Raw genomic sequence first — 18,033 nt, 5'->3', positions numbered from 1 at the left:
GGATCCGAACCGGTAACTCCCCCCGTGTCCCACGCCCGGACATGGACCGCTTCCAGAACACGGGGCAGCCGGACTGGGACTGGTGGGGTCGGGTGTGGCCGACGCCGGGCGCCACCCTCAGACGGCTCGGACTCTCGCCGGGGGACCGCGTCGTCGAAATCGGCAGCGGGAACGGGTACTTCGCGCTGCCCGCCGCGCGGATCGCCGACCCGGCGACGGTGTACGCCGTCGACGTCGACGGGTCGCTGCTCGACGAGCTCGCCGCGCTCGCGGCGGAGCAGGGGATCGACAACGTCACTACCGTCGAGGGGGACGCACGCGCCCTTCCGGAGCTGCTTCCGGAGCCCGCGGACGTCGCGCTGCTCGCGAACGCGTTCCACGGGGTCGGAGGCCGCGCCGCGTTCGTCGAGGCGGTCTCGGCGGCGCTCGCCGTCGACGGTCGATTCGTCGTGGTGAACTGGCACGATCGGCCGCGAGAGGAGACGACGATCGGCGGCGAGCCGAGGGGACCGCCGACCGACATGCGCCTCGGGCCGGAGGCGACCCGGCGGGCTGTCGAGGAGGCGAGCGACCTGCGTCTCGCGCGGGAGGTCGACCTCCCGCCGTATCACTACGGGCTCGTCTTCGGACGCTGAGCGGGCGCGGAGCGCGTCAGTCCAGCGCCGCCAGCGCCTCCGCCGCCTCGCGAGCCGCCCGCAGGTGGTCGCGGGCGCGGCGCGGGTCGTCCGTCTCCTCGGCCGCGCGAGCGAACCGCGCCAGCGTCCGCGTCAGCGACGCGCGGGCGTCGGCGACGGTTCCCGGCTCGGCCGGCGCTGCCGGCGCTGCCGGCGCTGCCGGCGGGCCCGAAGCCGGTGGCTCGCCCGACTGCTCGGCGTTCGACGCGGGCGAGGGCGCCGCGTTCGGGGGTTCCGGGACTGCGTTTGCCGCGTTCGCGTTTGCCGCGTTCGCGTTTGCCGCGTTCGCGCTTGCCGCGTTCGCGCTTGCCGCGTTCGCGTTTGTTCCGCTCTGAGCCGTCGCGTCCTGACTCGCGGTCGAGGGAGCCGTCTCCCCTCCCCCCGGAGCCGTCGACGTGTCTCGGCCGTCCCCCTGCGGCGGGCGCTTCGCGTCGGCGTCCGCGGGCTGTGCGTCGTCACCCTGCGTCCCGCCGCCCGAACCGGTCGCCTGACAGGTCGGACAGAACTCCTGCCCGTCGTGGCGGAAAATCGGGTCGCCGCAGTCGTCGCAGTGGCGGTTCGTCATCGTTGCGCCCTGCAACAGCAGCTCGGACATCCGCTGGGTGTGTTCGCGCTTCTGTTCGTCCTCCGCGAGCTTCTCGCGGAGCTTCTCGCGTTCGGCCTCCTTGTCGAATCCGTCGCTCATGGGCGGACGAACGTGACTCACGAGCAAAAGTCCGGTGGGCTCGGGACGAGCCGGAGCGCGTCGGGCGGAGGGCGGGCGCGTCGAGCGGAGCGAGGCGAGCTGGGGGGAGGCGCGTCGAGCGGAGCGAGGCGAGCTGGGGGGAGGCGCGTCGAGCGGAGCGAGGCGAGCTGGGGGGAGGCGCGTCGAGCAGAGCGAGGCGAGGCGGCAGCGAGGGCGTCAATCCTCGGTCTTCGTGCGGTCGTCGGGGTCGAGCTCGCCGCGGTGGATCTTCGAGCCGTCCTGCGCGACCTGCCGGCCGAGCACCGCGCACTTCACGCGCATCGGCGAGATGTCGACGCCGAGCATCTCGGTGACGTCGTCCGTGTCGAGCGCGTCGAGCTCGTCGATCGACATCCCGTGGAGCCGCTCGGAGAGCATGCTCGCCGAGGCCATCGAGATGGCACAGCCATCGCCGGTGAACCGCACCGCGTCGATCGCCTCGCCCGCGTCGTCGAGCGCGACCTCCATCCGGATTGTGTCGCCGCAGGAGGGGTTCTCGCCGACGTGGGTGAAGTCGGGGTCCTCGAGCTCCCCGTAGTTACGCGGGTTCTTGTAGTGGTCGAGGATCTGCTGCCGGTACATGTCCGAGCCCAGTCCCATATCGGTCACGAGTAGGTCCGTGCGAGTCAAAAGGGTTCCGTCGTCCCGAACGACGGGGTCACTCCTCCGAGCGGACCGTCTCCGAGAGGGCCGACGAGCCGGCGACGGACGTCGGCTCAGCCGGCTCGGACCGACGCGGGTCGCGCTCTTCGACGAGGGCCCGGAGCCGGTCGAGAATGCGTTCGTACTGCCCGCACGCGGGTCGCTTCTCGAAGTACGCATCCGCGCCGGCGCCGAACGCCCGCGCCTCCATCCGCTCCTCTCGACAGGTGGTGTGGAACACGACCGGGAGGTCGCCCGCGGTGCGCTTGAGCCGCTCGACGAGTTCCACGCCGGAGCCGTCGGGGAGCCGCTGTTCGGTCACGACGCAGTCAGCGCCGTCGACCGCGGCCAGCGCCGCCGCCGCCCCGCCCACCGATCTGACGGCGACTCGGCCGCCGACGTGCGCCGCGAACGCCGCCAGGAGCTCCGCCGACCGCGGGTCGGGCTCGACGTGGAGGACGGTGAGCGAAGCGGGGCCTCTGTCGACCGGACGCGTCGTCGCGCCATCGGACGCGACAGGTGACGCGGCGGCGGAGTCGGTCAACCGGCTCGGTTCAGGGGTATCGGACGGCGTGGGCGGATTTCGGTCGGGCATAGTGGGATCCGGGCGACGGGTCGTCAGCGCGGTGCGACGTGGGTTGGTATTCTTCTCCGCGTGAATTATCGGTCACGGAGGAGATAACGGTAGTGGGACCACCGTTGTCACGGCTCAGATCGAGGGATCTGGTTCGAGGCGCCGATCGGACGTCCGTTCGGGTGCCCGAACCCGCGCGTCGAATCGGGCGGAGGCCGCCGCCGGACCAGAGTTAAGACGACGCCGGACGATCCGTTCGCCATGTCGACACCATACGGCGAGTGGCCCTCGCCCATCGCACCCGAGGACGTCGCCGAGGGCGGGCGCGGCTTCGCCGACGTCCGCGTCGATGGCGGACACGCGTACTGGCTCGAGCGGCGCCCCTCGGAGGGCGGGCGCGGCGTTCTCTGCCGGTCAGCCCTCGGGAGCGCCGGGGGCGACTCCGCCGGAGACGACGACGCTCCGACCGAACTCGCCCCGGCGGAGTTCGACGCGCGGACGCTCGTCCATCAGTACGGCGGCGGCGACTTCGCGGTCGCCGGCGACGCCCTCGTCGCCGCGAGCATGGACGACCAGCGCCTCTACCGCCTCCCGGCGGACGGGAGCGCCGACCCGGTTCCGATCACGCCGGAGCCCGCCGAGCCGCTCGCGCTCCGATACGCCGACGTGGCGATCGCCCCCGACGGGGAGACGACGTACGCGGTCCGCGAGCGACACGCCGGTCCCGGCACCGACGACGAGCCCGTCAACGAGGTCGTTCGGCTCCCGCTCCGGCCGGGAGGCGATCCCGGCGGCGGTGACGCGATCCCGGACCCGACCGTCGTCGCCGCCGGCGGCGACTTCTACGCGGCTCCCCGGGTAGCGCCTGACGGCGACCGGCTCGCGTACCTGCGGTGGGACCACCCGAACATGCCCTGGGACGGCACCGAGCTCGTCGTCGCCGACCTCGACGACGACGGTGACCCGGTCGAGGGCTCCCGCCGGGTCGCCCTCGGCGGTCCCGACGAGTCGGTCTGCTCGCCGGCTTGGTCGCCCGACGGCGTCCTCCACGCCGTCTCCGACCGGACCGGCTGGTGGAACCTCTACCGGGTCGGGGACGGCGACGCCGAGAACCTGTATCCCGCGGACGCGGAGTTCGGGGTTCCCATGTGGACGCTCGGGGTATCGACGTACGCCTTCCTCGACGACGGGCGGATCGCGACGCTGTACACCGAGGCGGGCGAGCCGAGCCTCCGGCTGCTCGATCCCGGCTCCGACACTGGGGCGTTCGACCTCGTCGACCCCGACCTCCCGTACACCTCGCTCCGGCCGGCGGCGGTCCGGTCGGCCGGCGACCGCGTCGCCTTCCTCGGGCACCGGCCCGACGCTCCGAGCGCCGTCGTGGAGTGGGCGCCGCCGGACGAGGTCGGCACCGGCGGGCCGGGCGAGGCCGACGCGTCCGTCGAAACCGACGCGTCCGTCGAAACCGACGCGACCACCGAGGCCGACGCGTCCGTCGCGCGCCTCCGCGAGTCCACCGACGACCCGCTCGATCCCGCGTTCGTCTCGGTCCCGCGGTCCGTCACCGTGCCCACCGGCGACGCGGTCGGCGCGGACGACGCCGTCGCGCACGCGTACTACTACCCCCCGCACAACCCCGACGTGACGCCGCCGGAGGGGGAACGGCCCCCGCTCGTCGTCACCGTTCACGGGGGACCGACCAGCCGGTCGGACGCGACGCTGTCTCCGTCGACGCAGTTCCTCACCACGCGCGGGATCGCCGTCCTCGACGTGAACTACCGCGGGTCGACCGGGTACGGCCGCGCGTACCGCGACGCCCTCGACGGCGAGTGGGGCGTGCGCGACATCCTCGACTGCGTCAACGCCGCGCGCCACGCGGCCGAGGAGGGACTGGCCGACCCCGACCGGCTGGCGATCTCAGGTGGGAGCGCCGGCGGGTTCGCCGTGTTGAGCGCGCTGGCGTTCCACGACGCCTTCGACGCCGGCACGAGCTACTACGGCGTCGCGGACCTGCGCGCGCTCAGCGAGGAGACGCACAAGTTCGAGTCGCGCTACCTCGACGGGCTCGTCGGGCCGCTTCCCGAGGCCGAGGCGACCTACCGCGAGCGCTCGCCGCTGACCCACGCGGCGGGGATCTCCGCGCCGCTCCTCCTGTTGCAGGGCGGCGAGGACGAGGTCGTGCCGCCGGCGCAGGCGGCGTCGATGATCGACGCGCTCGTCGCGAACGAGACGCCGTACGCCTACGTGGAGTTCCCCGAAGAGCGCCACGGCTTCCGCGACGCCGACAACATCGCCCGGGCGCACGCCGCCGAACTCGCCTTCTACGGCGAGGCGTTCGGGTTTGAGCCGGCCGGCGGTCTGGCCGGCGTGAAACTGTTGGTCGGCGAGCGGCCGCCGGAGCTCGAGTGAGGTGATCGTAGGCGTCCGCGACGTGAGCGTTTATAAACAGCACCTCGATCGTGCTGATCCTTACGCGAACAGGTCGCGCGCCTCACCCACCGCATCGACGAGCGCGTCGACCTCCTCGGTGGTGTTGTAGAGGTAGAAGGAGGCGCGCGCGGAGGCGGCGACTCCCAGCTCGTCGTGGAGCGGCTGGGTGCAGTGGTCGCCGGCGCGGATCGCGACGCCGTAGTCGTTGAGGATGCTGGAGAGGTCGTGCGCGTGGACGCCCTCGACGTTGAACGCGACGAGGCCGCCGCGGTCGTCGCCCGGCGGGCCGTAGATCTCCACGCCGCCGAGCGCGTCGAGCTCGTCGTACGCGTACTCCGCCAGCAGGTCCTCGTGGGCCCGGACGTTCTCCATGCCGATCTCCTCTATGTACTCGATCGCGGCCGCGAAGGCGATCCCCTGCGCGATCGACGGCGTGCCGGCCTCGAACTTCCACGGGAGGTCCTCCCACGTGGAGTCCTCGAAGGAGACGCGCCGGATCATGTCGCCGCCGTAGAGGTACGGCTGCATGGACTCGAGGATCTCCTCCCGGCCGTACAGCGCCCCGATGCCGGTCGGACCGCACATCTTGTGCCCGGAGAAGGCGAGGAAGTCGACGCCGAGGTCCTCGACGTCGACCGGGCGGGTGGGGACCGACTGGGCGCCGTCGGCGAAGACGTACGCGTCGTGGTCGTGCGCGAGGTCGGCCAGCTCCGCGATCGGGTTGATCGTGCCCAGCGTGTTCGAGACGTGGACGACCGACACCATCTGCGTGTCGTCGTCGATGCACTCGGCGGCGTGCTCCATGTCGAGCCGGCCCTCGTCGGTCACCTCGATGAAGCGCACGTCGGCGCCGGTGCGCTTCCCGATCTGCTGCCACGTCACGAGCGACGCGTGGTGCTCCATCTGCGAGAGGACGACGTTGTCGCCCGGCCCGAGCTCTTCGAGCCCCCACGCGTACGCGACGAGGTTCATCGCCTCCGTGGTGTTCTTCGTGAAGACGATTTCCTCGCGGCCCGACGCCCCGATGAAGTCGGCGACGGTGTCGTGGGCCTCCTCGTAGGCGACGGAGGCCTCCTGGCTCAGCTGGTGGATCCCGCGGTGGACGTTGGCGTTGTAGCTGCGGTAGTAGTCCGCGATCGCGTCGACGACCGGGTCCGGCGTGTGCGAGGTCGCCGCGCTGTCGAGGTAGACGAGCGGGGTGTCGTCGCCCGGACCTTCGCCCGGCGACTCCGGATCGCCGCCGACCTTCCGATCGAGGATCGGGAAGTCGGCGCGGACGGCCTCGACGTCGAACGGGTACTGTTCCTGAACTCCCATTACCCGGATTTGGGCCCCGAGCACTAACACACCTTCGGTCCGGTACGTGTTGCCAGTGTCTGCGAGGCGGCTTCGTTGGCCCCCACCGCTGGTTCGGCCTTATTAACCCCGTTATGACTCTCGCACAAGAGAGTACGTTTCGTGTGTTCTTTGCTGTGTGGTAGGGATCGCAGATAAACAAGGCGGAAGCCCACGACTGAAGTCGCGGGTCACTGACTCAGAGCACTGACTCAGAGAGTACATTTCGTGAGTTCCTCGTGACTGAGAGACCCCGGCCGTCCCACAGATCAGCAAGGTCGAAACCCGCGACTCCAATCGCGGGTCACTGACATCGAGAGAGTACGTTTCGTCTGTTCCTCAGCAGACTCGGAAGTGATCCCGTCCACATTCGGAGAGAGTACGTTTCGTCTGTTCTGTGAAAGACGGTGGGTACCTTCGAAGAGAGTACCTTTCGTTTGTTCTTCGGTTCCGTATCTAACTGCAGACTTGCGGCCGAAAATCCATTCAGCTGGTCTGCTCAACGATCTTCTGCCGTGTTTGGACGATGATGTCCGGATCGAGATCCAATTCGTACTCGTAGTACTGTCCGCCGCTTCGGCCCTGGTTCTGTTCGTGCCGGATGAGAAAGCCGAGCATGTGGAGATCGGAGAGGTGGTCCTGCACGCTTTTTAGCGTCGTCAACGGTGACGCCCCGTGGGCGTTGGCAACCGTCTCGTACACCGTCTGGATCTCCTTCGATCGCGCCGGAAGTTCATCGCTCTTGGCCAACGTGGCGATCGCTTCGAGAATATACTGGCCATGCTGGGTCTGATCACGGATCTTGTTCTGGAGACGGCCCCGCTGGACGAGCGCCCGCGCGCGCTCGATGTGATCATCGATCACGTGTCGGTCGCCCTCCCGCTCTGCGACTTCTGATCCGACACGGAGGAAGTCGATCGCTTGTCGTGCGTTCCCCATGTCCTGTGCGGCGAGTGCCGCCGCCTTCGCGATAGCCGACTGGTCGCAAACACCGTCAACGAACGCCGTCTCCGCCCGGTGACGAAGGATCGTTTGGAGTTCGCCCGCGTCGTACGGGCTAAACGAAATCTCCGTCTCCATCAGCGTATCCTTGACCTTCGGCGACAGCGACTGGCGAAACGTGTAGTCGTTGCTAATGCCGACGATACCGACGAGCGCCTCCGAGATGTGGTTGTTCGCACGTGCCCGCGGCAGTTCGTACAAGAGCGTGTTTGCGTCGTCGAGGTGGTCGATCTCGTCGATGACAAACAGGTGGGTCCCACCGATTCGGTCGAGCTGTGTGTACAGTTCGTCGAACGCGTCGCCCGTCCCGAGCCCCCGCTTTGGGAAGTCGCTCGCCCCTTCGGGTAACAGCCGGTTGACTAACTGCCGAACGACCATAAAGAGCGTTCGACCGTTACAGTTTATCTGGTGGATGTGCAGGTCGTCCGCCTGCTCACGGGTCGCTGCCTCTTCCCGCAACTCGTCCATCATGTACTCGGTGACAGCGGTCTTCCCGAGACCGGCCTTTCCGTACAGAAAGACGTTCTCAGGCTCGCGTCCGAACAGTACGTCCTGAAGAGCATGGCTGTACGCTTCGATCTCCTCATCGCGTTCGAGGATCGTCTCCGGTTGGTAGCTTTCCGTGAGAACCGACTTGTCGGCAAAAATCGTTTCCGTAATATTGCTGAAGGGCCCCGACATCCGTTGAGAACAGCAACTACCTATTTATTTATAAAACTACTGTTCGTGAGTTTCGTGTGATACCGATCCGTACCGTATCTTCTACAACCGGCCTGCCTGCACTCGGTTTTCTACGTTGGTTTCTCAAGAACACACGAAACCTACTCTCTCACTGTGAGCAGTTCGCGGATATCGGCTACCCGATACACCACGTAAACGTCTCACGAACACACGAAACCCACTCTCGCAATTCGTCGGACTGGATATCCGACACAGCCTGCAACCGCCTCGGAGAACACACGAAATGTACTCTCTCACTGTCAGCGACGGTTCAGACGGTTTCGGGCTCGCGATGATTTTGTTCCGCACATCCTCGACTAGAATGTTGGTTATAAGTCGTTGACACCGGATCGACGGCGAACACCGCCAAAGCCCCAGCCGAGCGCGGCTACCCTTTTGAGTCCCGCCCGCCCCGCACAGCAACCGCACCTCACACCTCCCCAGCCTCGTCAGTCGCCTCCGCTTCGCTCCGGCGACTGACTCCCTCGCGCGTGCTCTTCGCGGCCGCCAAAGGCGGCCGCTCGGAGGCACGCGCCACCGCAGCACATTTCCACCGCAGTACATTTCCACCGCAGTACATTTATAAACCCTCACGTCGGGCTCCCGCTGTTCCGCCGGCATCCCACCGCCACGGCCGAACTAGTGCGCTTTTGAACGCGGGGGACCTCACTTCGGGTATGACCGATACGCTCAGGCTCGCCACGCGCGGGTCAGACCTGGCCCTCCGACAGGCCGGGACCGTCCGCGACGCCCTGTCGAGCCGCCGCCGCGACGTGGAACTCCGACGCGTCGAGACCCGCGGCGACCAGATCCCCGACGAGCTGATCCACCGCCTCGGCAAGACCGGCGCCTTCGTCCGCGCGCTCGACGAGGAGGTGCTCGACGGCGACGCCCACCTCGCCGTCCACTCCCTGAAGGACGTGCCCACCGAGGGGATGGACGACATGGTGATCGCCGGCGTCCCCGAGCGCGCCCCGTCGGGCGACGTGGTCGTCAACCCCGAAGGGCTCGGCATCGAGGATCTCCCGTCCGGCTCCGTCGTCGGGACCGGCTCGCTCCGCCGGACCGCCCAGATCAAGGCCGCGCGACCCGACCTCGTGGTCGAGCCGCTCCGGGGGAACGTCGACACCCGGATCGAGAAGCTGCTCGCCCCGCGTCTGCAGGCGGAACACGAGCGCCGGCTGATCGCCTCGGGCGAGTCGCGCGCGGCGACGGCCGAGAAGGGCGGCGAGGGGAGCGACGGTGACGAGAGCGACGGAGACGCCGACGAGCCGAACTGGGACGCGCTCGGCGAGGGCGACGAAGGAGACGCCGACGAGGAGAACGAAGTCGACGAGGAGTTCGACCAGAGCGTCGAGGAGTGGTTCGACTCGCTCTCCGATCTGGAGCGCTCGGCGATGGAGCGGAAGGTCGAGACGGAGTACGACGCCATCGTCCTCGCGGAGGCCGGGCTCCGGCGCTCGGAGCTGTTCTACGAGGTCCCCACGACCCGGCTCCCGCGCGAGGAGTTCGTCCCCGCGGCCGGGCAGGGCGCCATCGCGGTGACCGCGACCGACCCGGACGTGATCGAGGACGTGCGCTCCGCGATCGACCACCCGCGGACCCGGGTGGCCGTCACCGTCGAGCGCACGATCCTCGCCGAGCTCAACGGGGGCTGCGTCGCCCCGATCGGCGTCTCGGCGCTCGTGCAGGGCGAGCACGTCCACACCCGCGTCCGCGTCCTCTCGACCGACGGCACCGAGGAGGTGGCCGACACCCGCGACCTCCCGATCCGGTCGCACGCGAAGGCCGCCGAGGAGTTCGCGGCCGATCTGGCCGACCGAGGGGCCGCGGACCTCATCGAGGCCGCCCGCGAGGAGGCCGGAGTCGACGAGGGAACCCGCGAAGGGGCGGACGATGAGTGAGGGAGACGCCCTCGGAACGGTGTACCTCGTCGGCTCCGGGCCGGGCGACCCGGACCTGCTGACGGTGCGGGCCGCCGAGCTGATCGAGTCGGCCGACGTGGTCCTCCACGACAAGCTCCCCGGCCCGGAGATCCTCGGACAGATTCCGGAGGCGAAGCGCGAGGACGTCGGCAAGCGCGCCGGCGGCGAGTGGACCCCGCAGGAGTACACGAACCGGCGCCTCGTCGAACTGGCGCGCGAGGGGAAGTCGGTCGTCCGCCTGAAGGGCGGCGACCCGTTCGTCTTCGGGCGCGGCGGCGAGGAGGCCGAACACCTCGCGGCGGCCGGAGTCCCGTTCGAGGTCGTCCCGGGCGTCACCTCCGCGATCGCGGGCCCCGCGGTGGCCGGGATCCCGGTGACGCACCGCGACCACGCCTCCTCCGTCTCCTTCGTCACGGGCCACGAGGACCCGACCAAAGAGGAGTCAGCGGTCGACTGGGACGCGCTCGCGGCCACCGGCGGCACCATCGTCGTGCTGATGGGCGTGGGCAAGCTCCCCGCCTACACCGCGGAGCTCCGCGACGCGGGCCTCGACGGCGACACCCCCGTCGCGCTGGTCGAGCGCGCGACGTGGCCCGACATGCGCGTCGCGACCGGCACCCTGGACACGATCGTCGACGTGCGCGACGAGGCGGGGATCGAGCCCCCCGCGATCACCGTGATCGGCGACGTGGCCGCGACGCGCGACCGGGTGGCGGAGTTCCTCGAGAACGACGGGGATCGGGGTGGCGACGCGTGAGCGACGAGTCCGACGGCACGGGCGACGGCGACTCGGATACCCCTCGCGTCGCCGTCTTCCGGCCCGACGACGAGCGGATCGACGACGCCGAGTCGCTGTTGGCGTCGCTCGGCGCCGACCCCGTCGCCGACCCGATGCTCGCGGTCGAGCCGACGGGTCAGACCCCCGAGTCGGCGCCGTGCGTCGTCCTCACGAGCAAGACGGGCGTCGAACTCGCCGCCGCGGCGGGCTGGGAGCCGGGCGACGCGACGCTCGTCGCCATCGGCCCCGCGACCGCGGACGCGGCGCGGGCGGCGGGCTGGACCGTCGACCTCGTCCCGGACGAGTACACCTCCGCCGGGCTGGTGGCGGCGCTGGAGGGCCGCGTCGACGGCGAACGCGTCGAGGTGGCGCGCTCGGACCACGGCAGCGACGTGCTCTTGGCGGGGCTCCGCGAGGCCGGCGCGACGGTGAACGAGACCGTTCTCTACCGCCTGACGCGCCCGCAGGGAGCCGGGAGGTCCGCGGAGTTGGCCGCCGCGGGCGACCTCGACGCCGCCGCGTTCACCTCCTCGCTCACGGTGACCCACTTCCTCGACGCCGCGGCGGCGCGCGGGGTCCGCGAGGCGGCGGTCGGGGGCCTGAACGACGCGGTCGTGGGCGCGATCGGACCGCCGACCGCGGAGACGGCCGCGGACAGCGGGATCGACGTCGACGTGGTCCCCGACGATGCCGACTTCGAGGCGCTCGCGCGGGCCGTCGTCGACGCGGTCGGCGGAGGCCGAGGGGACGGAGAGAGAGGCGGAGAAAGCGGAGAGGGAGGCGCGGGTGACGACGAGGGAGGCGCGGGTGGCGACGAGGGAGCCGCGGGCGGCGACGACCGGAGTTCGCGGTGAACGCGCAGACCGCTCGTCGAACGATCGCTCGAACGGACAGGTCTCAGGATCGATAGTGGGACGTGAGACAGTCGTCGCACCAACGGCAAAAGTGTTCTTTTTGGCTCTATACGGCGTTTCGGTGGGGTTCAAACGGTACTTCGCAGCTATCTAATTATCTTATCTGATACTGAAGTGCGCACATTTATTAACCGACACATGCGAAGGGTTAGCATGGAACCGAGCGAGCGATGGTCGATCCGGGTCGACGACGGGGTGCTCGTCGTCGAGCTCCCGCACGGGACGGGGCTCTCCCCGTCGGACGGCGAGGCGCTCCTCGATCGGTGGCGGACGCTCGCGGACGAGCGGCGGGTCGACGCCGTCGTGCTCGTCGTGCGGACGACGCGCCCCTGCTCGGACGCCGGCCGGCAGACGCTCCGGCTCGCCGCGCGGGCGGCCGCCGAGCGCGGCGTCTCGCGGTTCGCGGTGGTCGCCGAGCGTCCCAAGCGGCGGTACCTCGAGCGGACGATGGACGTCAACGGGGTCGACGCCGAGCCTTTTAACGACGCCGCGGCCGCGCTACGGTGGGCGAAGTGTCCCTCGGAGCCGGCGGTGTCAGTCGTCTCGGAGTGAGCGGTCGGCGTCGCTCGCGGCGCCGTCTCCGCTCGGACTACCGTACCCTCCTACCGCCCGCTTTCGACCGCGACGTACATGTCCGTCGCGAGCCGCTCGGCGCGGTCGGCGTCGGCGGACTCGGCGTAGATCCGGATCTTCGGCTCGGTGCCGGAGGGGCGCACGAGCACCCACGCGTCCCCGTAGTCGAGCCGGTAGCCGTCGGTCGTGTTCGGCTCGGCGTCCGCGGTCTCGACGTAGGCGCGCGCGGCCGACAGCATCTCGTCGCGCTCGTCGTCGTCCGCGTACTCGACGTTACGCCGCACGAAGTGGTAGTCGGCGTAGGGGGCGACCGCCTCGCTGACCGAGCCGTCGGCGGCCGCGAGCAGTTCGAGGAAGCGCGCGCCGATGTACGCGCCGTCCCGCGAGAGCCGGTACGGCGGGNGGGAAGAACACCCCGCCGTTCCCCTCGCCGGCGATGGGGACGTTCGTCCCCTCCTCGTGGAGCTCGCGGGTCCGCGTGATGATGTTGGTCGCGCCGATGGGCGTGAGTTCGAGGTCGGCGCCGTTGGCGTCGCAGACGTCGACGAGCCGCTGGGAGACGTTCACCGCGCTGACGACGGCGTCGCCGGGGTCCAGGCAGGCGTCCGCCATCGCCGCGAACGAGGTGTCGCCATCGACGAACGCCCCGGTCTCGTCGACGAACACCGCGCGGTCCGCGTCGCCGTCGTGGGCGATCCCCACGTCGGCGTCGGTGGTCGCGACGAGCCGCTGGAGGTCGGTGAGGTTCTCCGGGACCGGCTCCGAGAGCCGGCCGGGGAAGTGGCCGTCGGGCGTCGCGTTGACGGTCAGCACCTCACAGCCCAGTTCGCGGTAGATCCGCGGCGACGACACCGACGCCGCGCCGTGACCGGGGTCGACCGCCACCGTGAGGTCCGCGTCGGCGATCGCCTCGCGGTCGACCGCCTCGACCAGCTGGTCGACGTAGTCGTCGACGGCGCCCTCGACCCGCGTCGTGGCGCCCGCGTTCCGCCAGTCCGCGTGGTCGTAGTCGTCGTCGAGCACCCGCCGTTCGACGCGTTCGAGCACGTCGACCGACAGCTCCACGCCGTCGTCGCCGACGAGCTTGATCCCGTTGAACTCCGGCGGGTTGTGCGAGGCGGTGACGAGCACGCAGGGGACGCCAGCGGCCTCGCAGTAGTTGCCGACCGCGGGCGTCGGGACGACGCCGAGCCGGTCGACGTCGCAGCCGACCGCCGCCAGCCCGCTCGCGGCGGCGTTGGCGAACAGCTCCCCTGTGGTGCGGGTGTCGCGGGCGACGGCGACCCGGTCGGCGTCCCAGGTCGTACCGGCGGCCTTCGCGATGTCGAGGACGAGCTCCGGCGTGAGGTACCGAAGCGCGACCCCGCGAATGCCGCTGGATCCGAACAGCTCCATGGGCGACCATCCGCCGGCCGACGGGAAAGCGGTTCCGAACGCGGGGCGGGAGGGAGGCGTGCTCACACGGGCGGCGCCGACGCGTGCGGTTCAAGCCGGCCGCGCCCCAACGTGCCGTCATGCAGCGCACGCGACGCGATCTGTTGGCAACGGGCGCGGCGACCCTCACCGCCGCCGGCTCGGTCGGGGTCGCCGGGTGTCTCGACTTCGCCGCGGGCGACGGCCCGCAGGGCCCCGAAGGAGTCCCGGAGACGCTGACCTGCGAGGACGACGCGTTCGTTCGGCTGACTCCCCCCTTCGACGAGCCGGTCGAGGGGACCGTCGTCGACGCCGCGGGGACGCGGTTCGAGCTGGCGACCGAGGGGAACGCCGAGACGTACGGGCAGTCGATGCGACTCGTGTTCCGCAACACCGGCGACGAGCCGGGGAGAGTCCTCGGCAAGCACGCCTACTCGCTCCAGCGCGAGACGGGCGAGGGCTGGCTCGAGGTGCGGGGGTCGAGCTCCGGCGAGACGGTCGAGCTTCCCCGGACCGAGGAGACGCTCGACCCGAGCGGCGCGTACATCTGGTCGATCGACCTCGAGGAGGCGGTGATCGCGTCGGCGGTCCCCGACCGGGACCTCGCGGTGTGCCCGCCGCTGGGCGCCGGCACACATCGGTTCGTCTACTGGGGGATCGTCGACGGCCCGCCGCTGGGCGCCGAGTTCGAGCTGGTCGGGTGAGGCGTTGACACCGGCCGGATATTTTAAAACGGGATCCACTCGGAGGGCTGTCCGACCCGGCCGCGGACGCGGAACTCCCGGTCGTCGCCCTCGACGCGAGTCTCGGCTATCACGTCGAACGGCTCGTGGAGGGTGTGGACCACCTGCTCGTCGTGGGCGGTGGAGTTGACAACGCCGACGAACGGCCAGCCCTCTCCGGACGTCTGCGAGGTCATCACGCGGGTGAACCGGTAGATTCGCTCGGGGTCCCAGTACATCAACAGCTGAGACAGCGAGTAGATGCCGACGGCGCGGTCGCGGCCGGCCGACGACTCGACGACGTCGGTGAACTTGATCCCGATATCGGTGAGGTTGCCGGCGCTGGCGACGTATTTCGTCGTCGGGGTGTCCTCGCGCTTGTCGCCCTGCTCGTGGGTGACGCAGTCGATGACGACCACCTCGTCCCCGTCGCGGTCGGTGATCGCCTCGTAGTCGCCGCGGACCTTCTCCGCGGTGCGGCCGGTAGAGATGACGACCGGCCCGGTGGACCACTCGGCGAGCAGCCGGTTGAACAGGTCGTACTTCCCGCTCATCGGCGGCCCGGTGACGAGCACGCTGTCGGCGTCGCGGACAGCGTCGGGAAGTACTGTCATGTGTCTGGGTTGAGGGGGTATCGGGTAAAACCCTTCCGAGGGATCACTTCCGGAGCATCGACGGGAAGTCGAGTGACGACGGGGGGCCCTCGCGGGGGCGCCGCGTGAGTGTCAGTTCCGTTATCGCTCCGGGCAGCGCCGCCGACACGGGCGAACCGCGGGGAGCGCCGGTAGCGTCGACGAGCCGGTCCCAGACCGCCTCGGCGTCGTCGGCCTCGGGAGCGGCCTCGAGCGCCTTGGTCCGCCCCTCGTCGTACGCGAGCTCGATCAGGCTCCGGTCGTACGCGTTCTCGAAGGCGTCTAGGACGCGGTCGAGCTCGGCCGGCCGCGCGCTGCCGACGCCCGCCGCGACCCCGAGCGCGAAGGAGCGCTCGACCGCCTCCTCGCGGGAGAGGTCGTCCCACTCCGTGCCGAAGGTCCGGTCGTACATCAGCGGCTCACCGTCGCGGCCGAGCCGACCCGGAGCCCCCCGTCGGTGAACTCGACGCCCTGGATGTCCGTGTCGACGTCCGTCCCGCGCATCTTCAGCACCTGGATCCCGCGGCGCATCCCGTCGTCCTCGAGGTAGTTGTGCATGAAAACGACGCCGTGCGCGAGGTAGTGCTCCTCGGAGTAGGCGCTCGGGTCGGTCATCTCGGAGATGAGCAGGGTGGTCGCGTCGGTGCGCTTCAGCGAGGAGAGCAGCTGTATCATCGTGTCCTCGTCGTCGTCGAGCAGGAACCGCAACAGCATGGTGGAGTCGAAGACGACCCGGTCGATGTCTCGAGAGTTGATGAAGCCGGTGAGCCGGTTCGTCACTCCCGAGTGGTCCCGCCGTTCGCCGGGCAGGCCGAAGAACCGGCGGCCGTCCGAGGAGAAGGAGTCGAGGAAGGTGATCCGGTCGGTGTCGAGCGCGCGGTCGAACCCGAAGTCGTAGCCGCCCATGTCGCGGCGGATCCCCTCTTTCGTCTCGTGCATGCTGATGTACAGCACGTCCTCGCCGTTACGGGCGCCCTGCGCGGCGAACTGCGAGCAGAACGTCGTTTTCCCGCTGCCGGGAGGACCGCTGACAACGTACAGGCGATTCTCCGGGAAGCCGCCGGCGACGAGGCCGTCGAACCCGGGAACGCCGCTTGAGGCGCGCATACGGATCGACTTGTCGGTCGTCAGATAAGGGTTGTCACCCGGTTCTCACGGGTGAGAACGATCGACGGACGGTCCGGACGATCGACGGACGGTCCGGACAAGCGCCGGTACCCCCCGCGGTCTGGCGCGCTCTCAGTCCGGCGCGCTCTCAGTCCGGCGCGCTCGCGGTCTGGCGCGCTACGCGTCGGCCTCTTCGCCGTCCGCGGCGAGGTCGGCGGCGTCGAGGTCCTCGACCTCGTCGACGTCGGGGGAGACCCATACCACGAAGCGGTCGTCGGACTTGACGATCCCGTTGACCCCCTCGTCGTCGACGGTGGTCGCCTGGTCGACGTCTTCCGGCGCCACATCGCGGACCTGGAACACCTCGTCGACCATCCAGCCGACGGTGCCACCCTCGTCGATCTCCTCGTTGTCGAACACGACGATCCGCTCGCGGGGCCCGTCCTCCTCGATCGCGAAGAGGGTCTTCGGGTCGACGATCGTCGTCGTGCGCCCGCGCAGGTCCATCACGCCCTCGACGTGGTCGGGGGAGTTGGGGATCCGCGTGAGCTCGCCGGCGTCGACGATCTCGTCGATAACCCCGATGTCCAGACAGTACGTCCCGTCGCCCAGCCCGAACTCCAGCACTTTCGTGGGTTCGGCGTCCGTCTCGATGGCTGCCATGGAAGAGCCTGCGGCGAAGGGACCAATAACCGTGTCCCCTGAATTATCAGGTGTGATTACCGGGTCCGTGCATTTATGCTGATTCTGGGCCCGCTTCCGTACATGAGTAGGACGACGGATCGGCGAGGCGGTCGGGACGACTCCTTGCGGGTGGTCGTCGTCGACGACTCGCCGTTCATGCGAGGGCTGATCTCCGACCTCTTGACCGACGCGGGGGTCGCGGTCGTCGGCGAGGCGGGCGACGGCGCCGAGGCGCTGTCGGTGGTCGCCGAGACGCGCCCGGACGTCGTGACGATGGACGTCGAGATGCCCGGGATGGGCGGGCTCGAAGCCGTCGAGCGGCTGATGGACGAAACGCCGACCCCGGTGTTGATGCTCTCGGCGCACACCGCGGAGGGCGCGGAGGTGACCTTCGAGGCGCTCGAACGCGGCGCGGTCGACTTCTTCTCGAAGCCCGGCGGCGAGGTGTCGACCGGGGTCTCACGCGAGTCGGAGCGGCTCGTCGAGGCGGTCCGGTCGGTCGCGGACGCCGACCTCGACGCGGCGACGCGCGACCGCCGCGAGCGCGAGACCGCCGACAGCGGCCCGCAGTCGACGGCCTCGACCGCGGCGAGCCCCGCAGCGCCGACCGCGAGCGCCGAGGTCGACGGCCCGCTGACGGTCGTGATCGGCGCGTCGACCGGCGGACCGAACGCCGTCGAGCGCGTCATGGCGGCGCTGCCGATGGCCGACTGCCGGGTCGTCGTGGTCCAGCACATGCCGGAGGCGTTCACCTCGCGGTTCGCCGACCGGCTCGACGAGGCCTCGGCGTACGACGTGCGCGAGGCGAGCGACGGCGCCCGGATCGGCTCCGGCGAGGCGCTCGTCGCCCGCGGCGGGAGCCACACCCGCATCGACAGCTACCGGTCGGGACGGCTGCGCGTGAAGCTCGTCGAGGACGACTCGCAGTCGGTCACGCCCGCCGCCGACGTGACGATGCGCTCGGCGGCCGAGGTGGTCGACGGGCCGCTCGTCGGCGTCGTGTTGACCGGGATGGGCGCCGACGCCGCGGAGGGGATCCGGGCGATGGCCGACGCCGGCGCGCGGACGATCGCGCAGAGCGAGGACACCTGCGTCATCTACGGGATGCCGAAGCGAGCCGTGGAGACGGGCGGCGTCGACGAGGTCCACGACCTCGACGACGTGGCCGGCGCGATCGTGGGGGG

The 18,033-nt window shown here is 70.0% G+C and carries 17 protein-coding genes and 1 pseudogene; 8 read left to right on the top strand and 10 right to left on the bottom strand.

Going from position 1 to position 18,033, the window contains the following annotated elements; translation table 11 throughout:
• Positions 1-41: 41 nt before the first annotated feature.
• Positions 42-635, top strand: a complete 594-nt coding sequence (locus C468_RS04415; protein ID WP_008847667.1) for a class I SAM-dependent methyltransferase — start codon at positions 42-44, stop codon at positions 633-635.
• A 16-nt stretch (positions 636-651) separates the two neighbouring features.
• Here C468_RS04415 and C468_RS04410 read toward each other — a convergent pair whose 3' ends face one another.
• The 3 genes from C468_RS04410 to C468_RS04400 form a co-directional block, all read right to left on the bottom strand.
• Positions 652-1,359 carry an Sjogren's syndrome/scleroderma autoantigen 1 family protein gene (locus tag C468_RS04410; protein ID WP_008847666.1) on the bottom strand — a complete coding sequence of 236 codons (708 nt, stop codon included), beginning with the start codon at positions 1,357-1,359 and terminating at the stop codon, positions 652-654.
• A gap of 216 nt (positions 1,360-1,575) precedes the next feature.
• Positions 1,576-1,998, bottom strand: coding sequence for a Fe-S cluster assembly sulfur transfer protein SufU (sufU, locus tag C468_RS04405; protein WP_008847665.1), 423 nt, complete (start codon positions 1,996-1,998; stop codon positions 1,576-1,578).
• Positions 1,999-2,056: 58 nt separating this feature from the next.
• On the bottom strand, positions 2,057-2,635 hold the full coding sequence (locus C468_RS04400) for a response regulator (RefSeq protein WP_193788244.1): 579 nt from the start codon (positions 2,633-2,635) through the stop codon (positions 2,057-2,059).
• Between the two features lie 240 nt (positions 2,636-2,875).
• Here C468_RS04400 and C468_RS04395 point away from each other — a divergent pair, with 240 nt between their 5' ends.
• Positions 2,876-5,023, top strand: a complete 2,148-nt coding sequence (locus C468_RS04395) for a dipeptidyl-peptidase 5 (protein WP_008847663.1) — start codon at positions 2,876-2,878, stop codon at positions 5,021-5,023.
• Positions 5,024-5,083: 60 nt separating this feature from the next.
• On the opposite strand, the gene C468_RS04390 is transcribed toward C468_RS04395, so the two are convergent.
• Both C468_RS04390 and C468_RS04385 read right to left on the bottom strand, forming a co-directional pair.
• A complete protein-coding gene (locus C468_RS04390; protein ID WP_008847662.1) occupies positions 5,084-6,361 on the bottom strand; it encodes an aminotransferase class V-fold PLP-dependent enzyme in 1,278 nt (425 codons plus the stop codon).
• Positions 6,362-6,865: 504 nt separating this feature from the next.
• Positions 6,866-8,062 carry an orc1/cdc6 family replication initiation protein gene (locus tag C468_RS04385; protein ID WP_008847661.1) on the bottom strand — a complete coding sequence of 399 codons (1,197 nt, stop codon included), beginning with the start codon at positions 8,060-8,062 and terminating at the stop codon, positions 6,866-6,868.
• Positions 8,063-8,778: 716 nt separating this feature from the next.
• Here C468_RS04385 and hemC point away from each other — a divergent pair.
• From hemC to C468_RS04365, 4 genes are all read left to right on the top strand, one after another.
• Entirely contained in the window at positions 8,779-10,005 is a 1,227-nt protein-coding gene (gene hemC / locus C468_RS04380) for a hydroxymethylbilane synthase (RefSeq protein WP_008847660.1), read from the top strand.
• On the top strand, positions 9,998-10,783 hold the full coding sequence (gene cobA, locus C468_RS04375) for a uroporphyrinogen-III C-methyltransferase (RefSeq protein WP_008847659.1): 786 nt from the start codon (positions 9,998-10,000) through the stop codon (positions 10,781-10,783). Before hemC ends, cobA begins: the two co-directional genes overlap by 8 nt.
• The gene (locus C468_RS04370; RefSeq protein ID WP_008847658.1) at positions 10,780-11,658 is read left to right on the top strand and encodes a uroporphyrinogen-III synthase; all 879 of its coding nucleotides are present in this window, start codon (positions 10,780-10,782) and stop codon (positions 11,656-11,658) included. Before cobA ends, C468_RS04370 begins: the two co-directional genes overlap by 4 nt.
• 213 nt (positions 11,659-11,871) lie before the next feature.
• The gene (locus tag C468_RS04365; protein WP_008847657.1) at positions 11,872-12,270 is read left to right on the top strand and encodes a hypothetical protein; all 399 of its coding nucleotides are present in this window, start codon (positions 11,872-11,874) and stop codon (positions 12,268-12,270) included.
• A 50-nt stretch (positions 12,271-12,320) separates the two neighbouring features.
• Here C468_RS04365 and glmM read toward each other — a convergent pair.
• Positions 12,321-13,686, bottom strand: a pseudogene (glmM, locus tag C468_RS04360) (phosphoglucosamine mutase).
• A gap of 119 nt (positions 13,687-13,805) precedes the next feature.
• On the opposite strand from glmM, the gene C468_RS04355 reads away from it, so the two are divergent.
• Entirely contained in the window at positions 13,806-14,408 is a 603-nt protein-coding gene (locus C468_RS04355) for a hypothetical protein (RefSeq protein ID WP_008847656.1), read from the top strand.
• 23 nt (positions 14,409-14,431) lie between these two features.
• Here C468_RS04355 and C468_RS04350 read toward each other — a convergent pair whose 3' ends face one another.
• The 4 genes from C468_RS04350 to C468_RS04335 all read right to left on the bottom strand — a co-directional run bounded on the left by C468_RS04350 (position 14,432) and on the right by C468_RS04335 (position 16,828).
• Positions 14,432-15,040: a DUF7504 family protein gene (locus C468_RS04350; RefSeq protein ID WP_008847655.1), complete on the bottom strand. Its 609-nt coding sequence runs from the start codon at positions 15,038-15,040 to the stop codon at positions 14,432-14,434.
• A 43-nt stretch (positions 15,041-15,083) separates the two neighbouring features.
• Complete coding sequence (locus C468_RS04345) at positions 15,084-15,470, bottom strand: hypothetical protein (protein ID WP_008847654.1); 387 nt, start codon at positions 15,468-15,470, stop codon at positions 15,084-15,086.
• Positions 15,470-16,165: an RAD55 family ATPase gene (locus C468_RS04340; protein WP_008847653.1), complete on the bottom strand. Its 696-nt coding sequence runs from the start codon at positions 16,163-16,165 to the stop codon at positions 15,470-15,472. Before C468_RS04340 ends, C468_RS04345 begins: the two co-directional genes overlap by 1 nt.
• Positions 16,166-16,342: 177 nt before the next feature.
• Positions 16,343-16,828, bottom strand: coding sequence for a chemotaxis protein CheW (locus C468_RS04335; RefSeq protein WP_008847652.1), 486 nt, complete (start codon positions 16,826-16,828; stop codon positions 16,343-16,345).
• Positions 16,829-16,930: 102 nt separating this feature from the next.
• On the opposite strand from C468_RS04335, the gene cheB reads away from it, so the two are divergent.
• The coding region (gene cheB / locus C468_RS04330) for a chemotaxis-specific protein-glutamate methyltransferase CheB (RefSeq protein WP_193788243.1) at positions 16,931-18,033 on the top strand (1,103 nt) is incomplete at its 3' end.

Origin of the sequence: Halorubrum kocurii JCM 14978 (assembly GCF_000337355.1) — an archaeon.
In the GTDB taxonomy this organism is placed as follows: domain Archaea; phylum Halobacteriota; class Halobacteria; order Halobacteriales; family Haloferacaceae; genus Halorubrum; species Halorubrum kocurii.
Note: the sequence above shows the minus strand (reverse complement) of the source record. Positions and strands in the feature narration are given on the sequence as shown.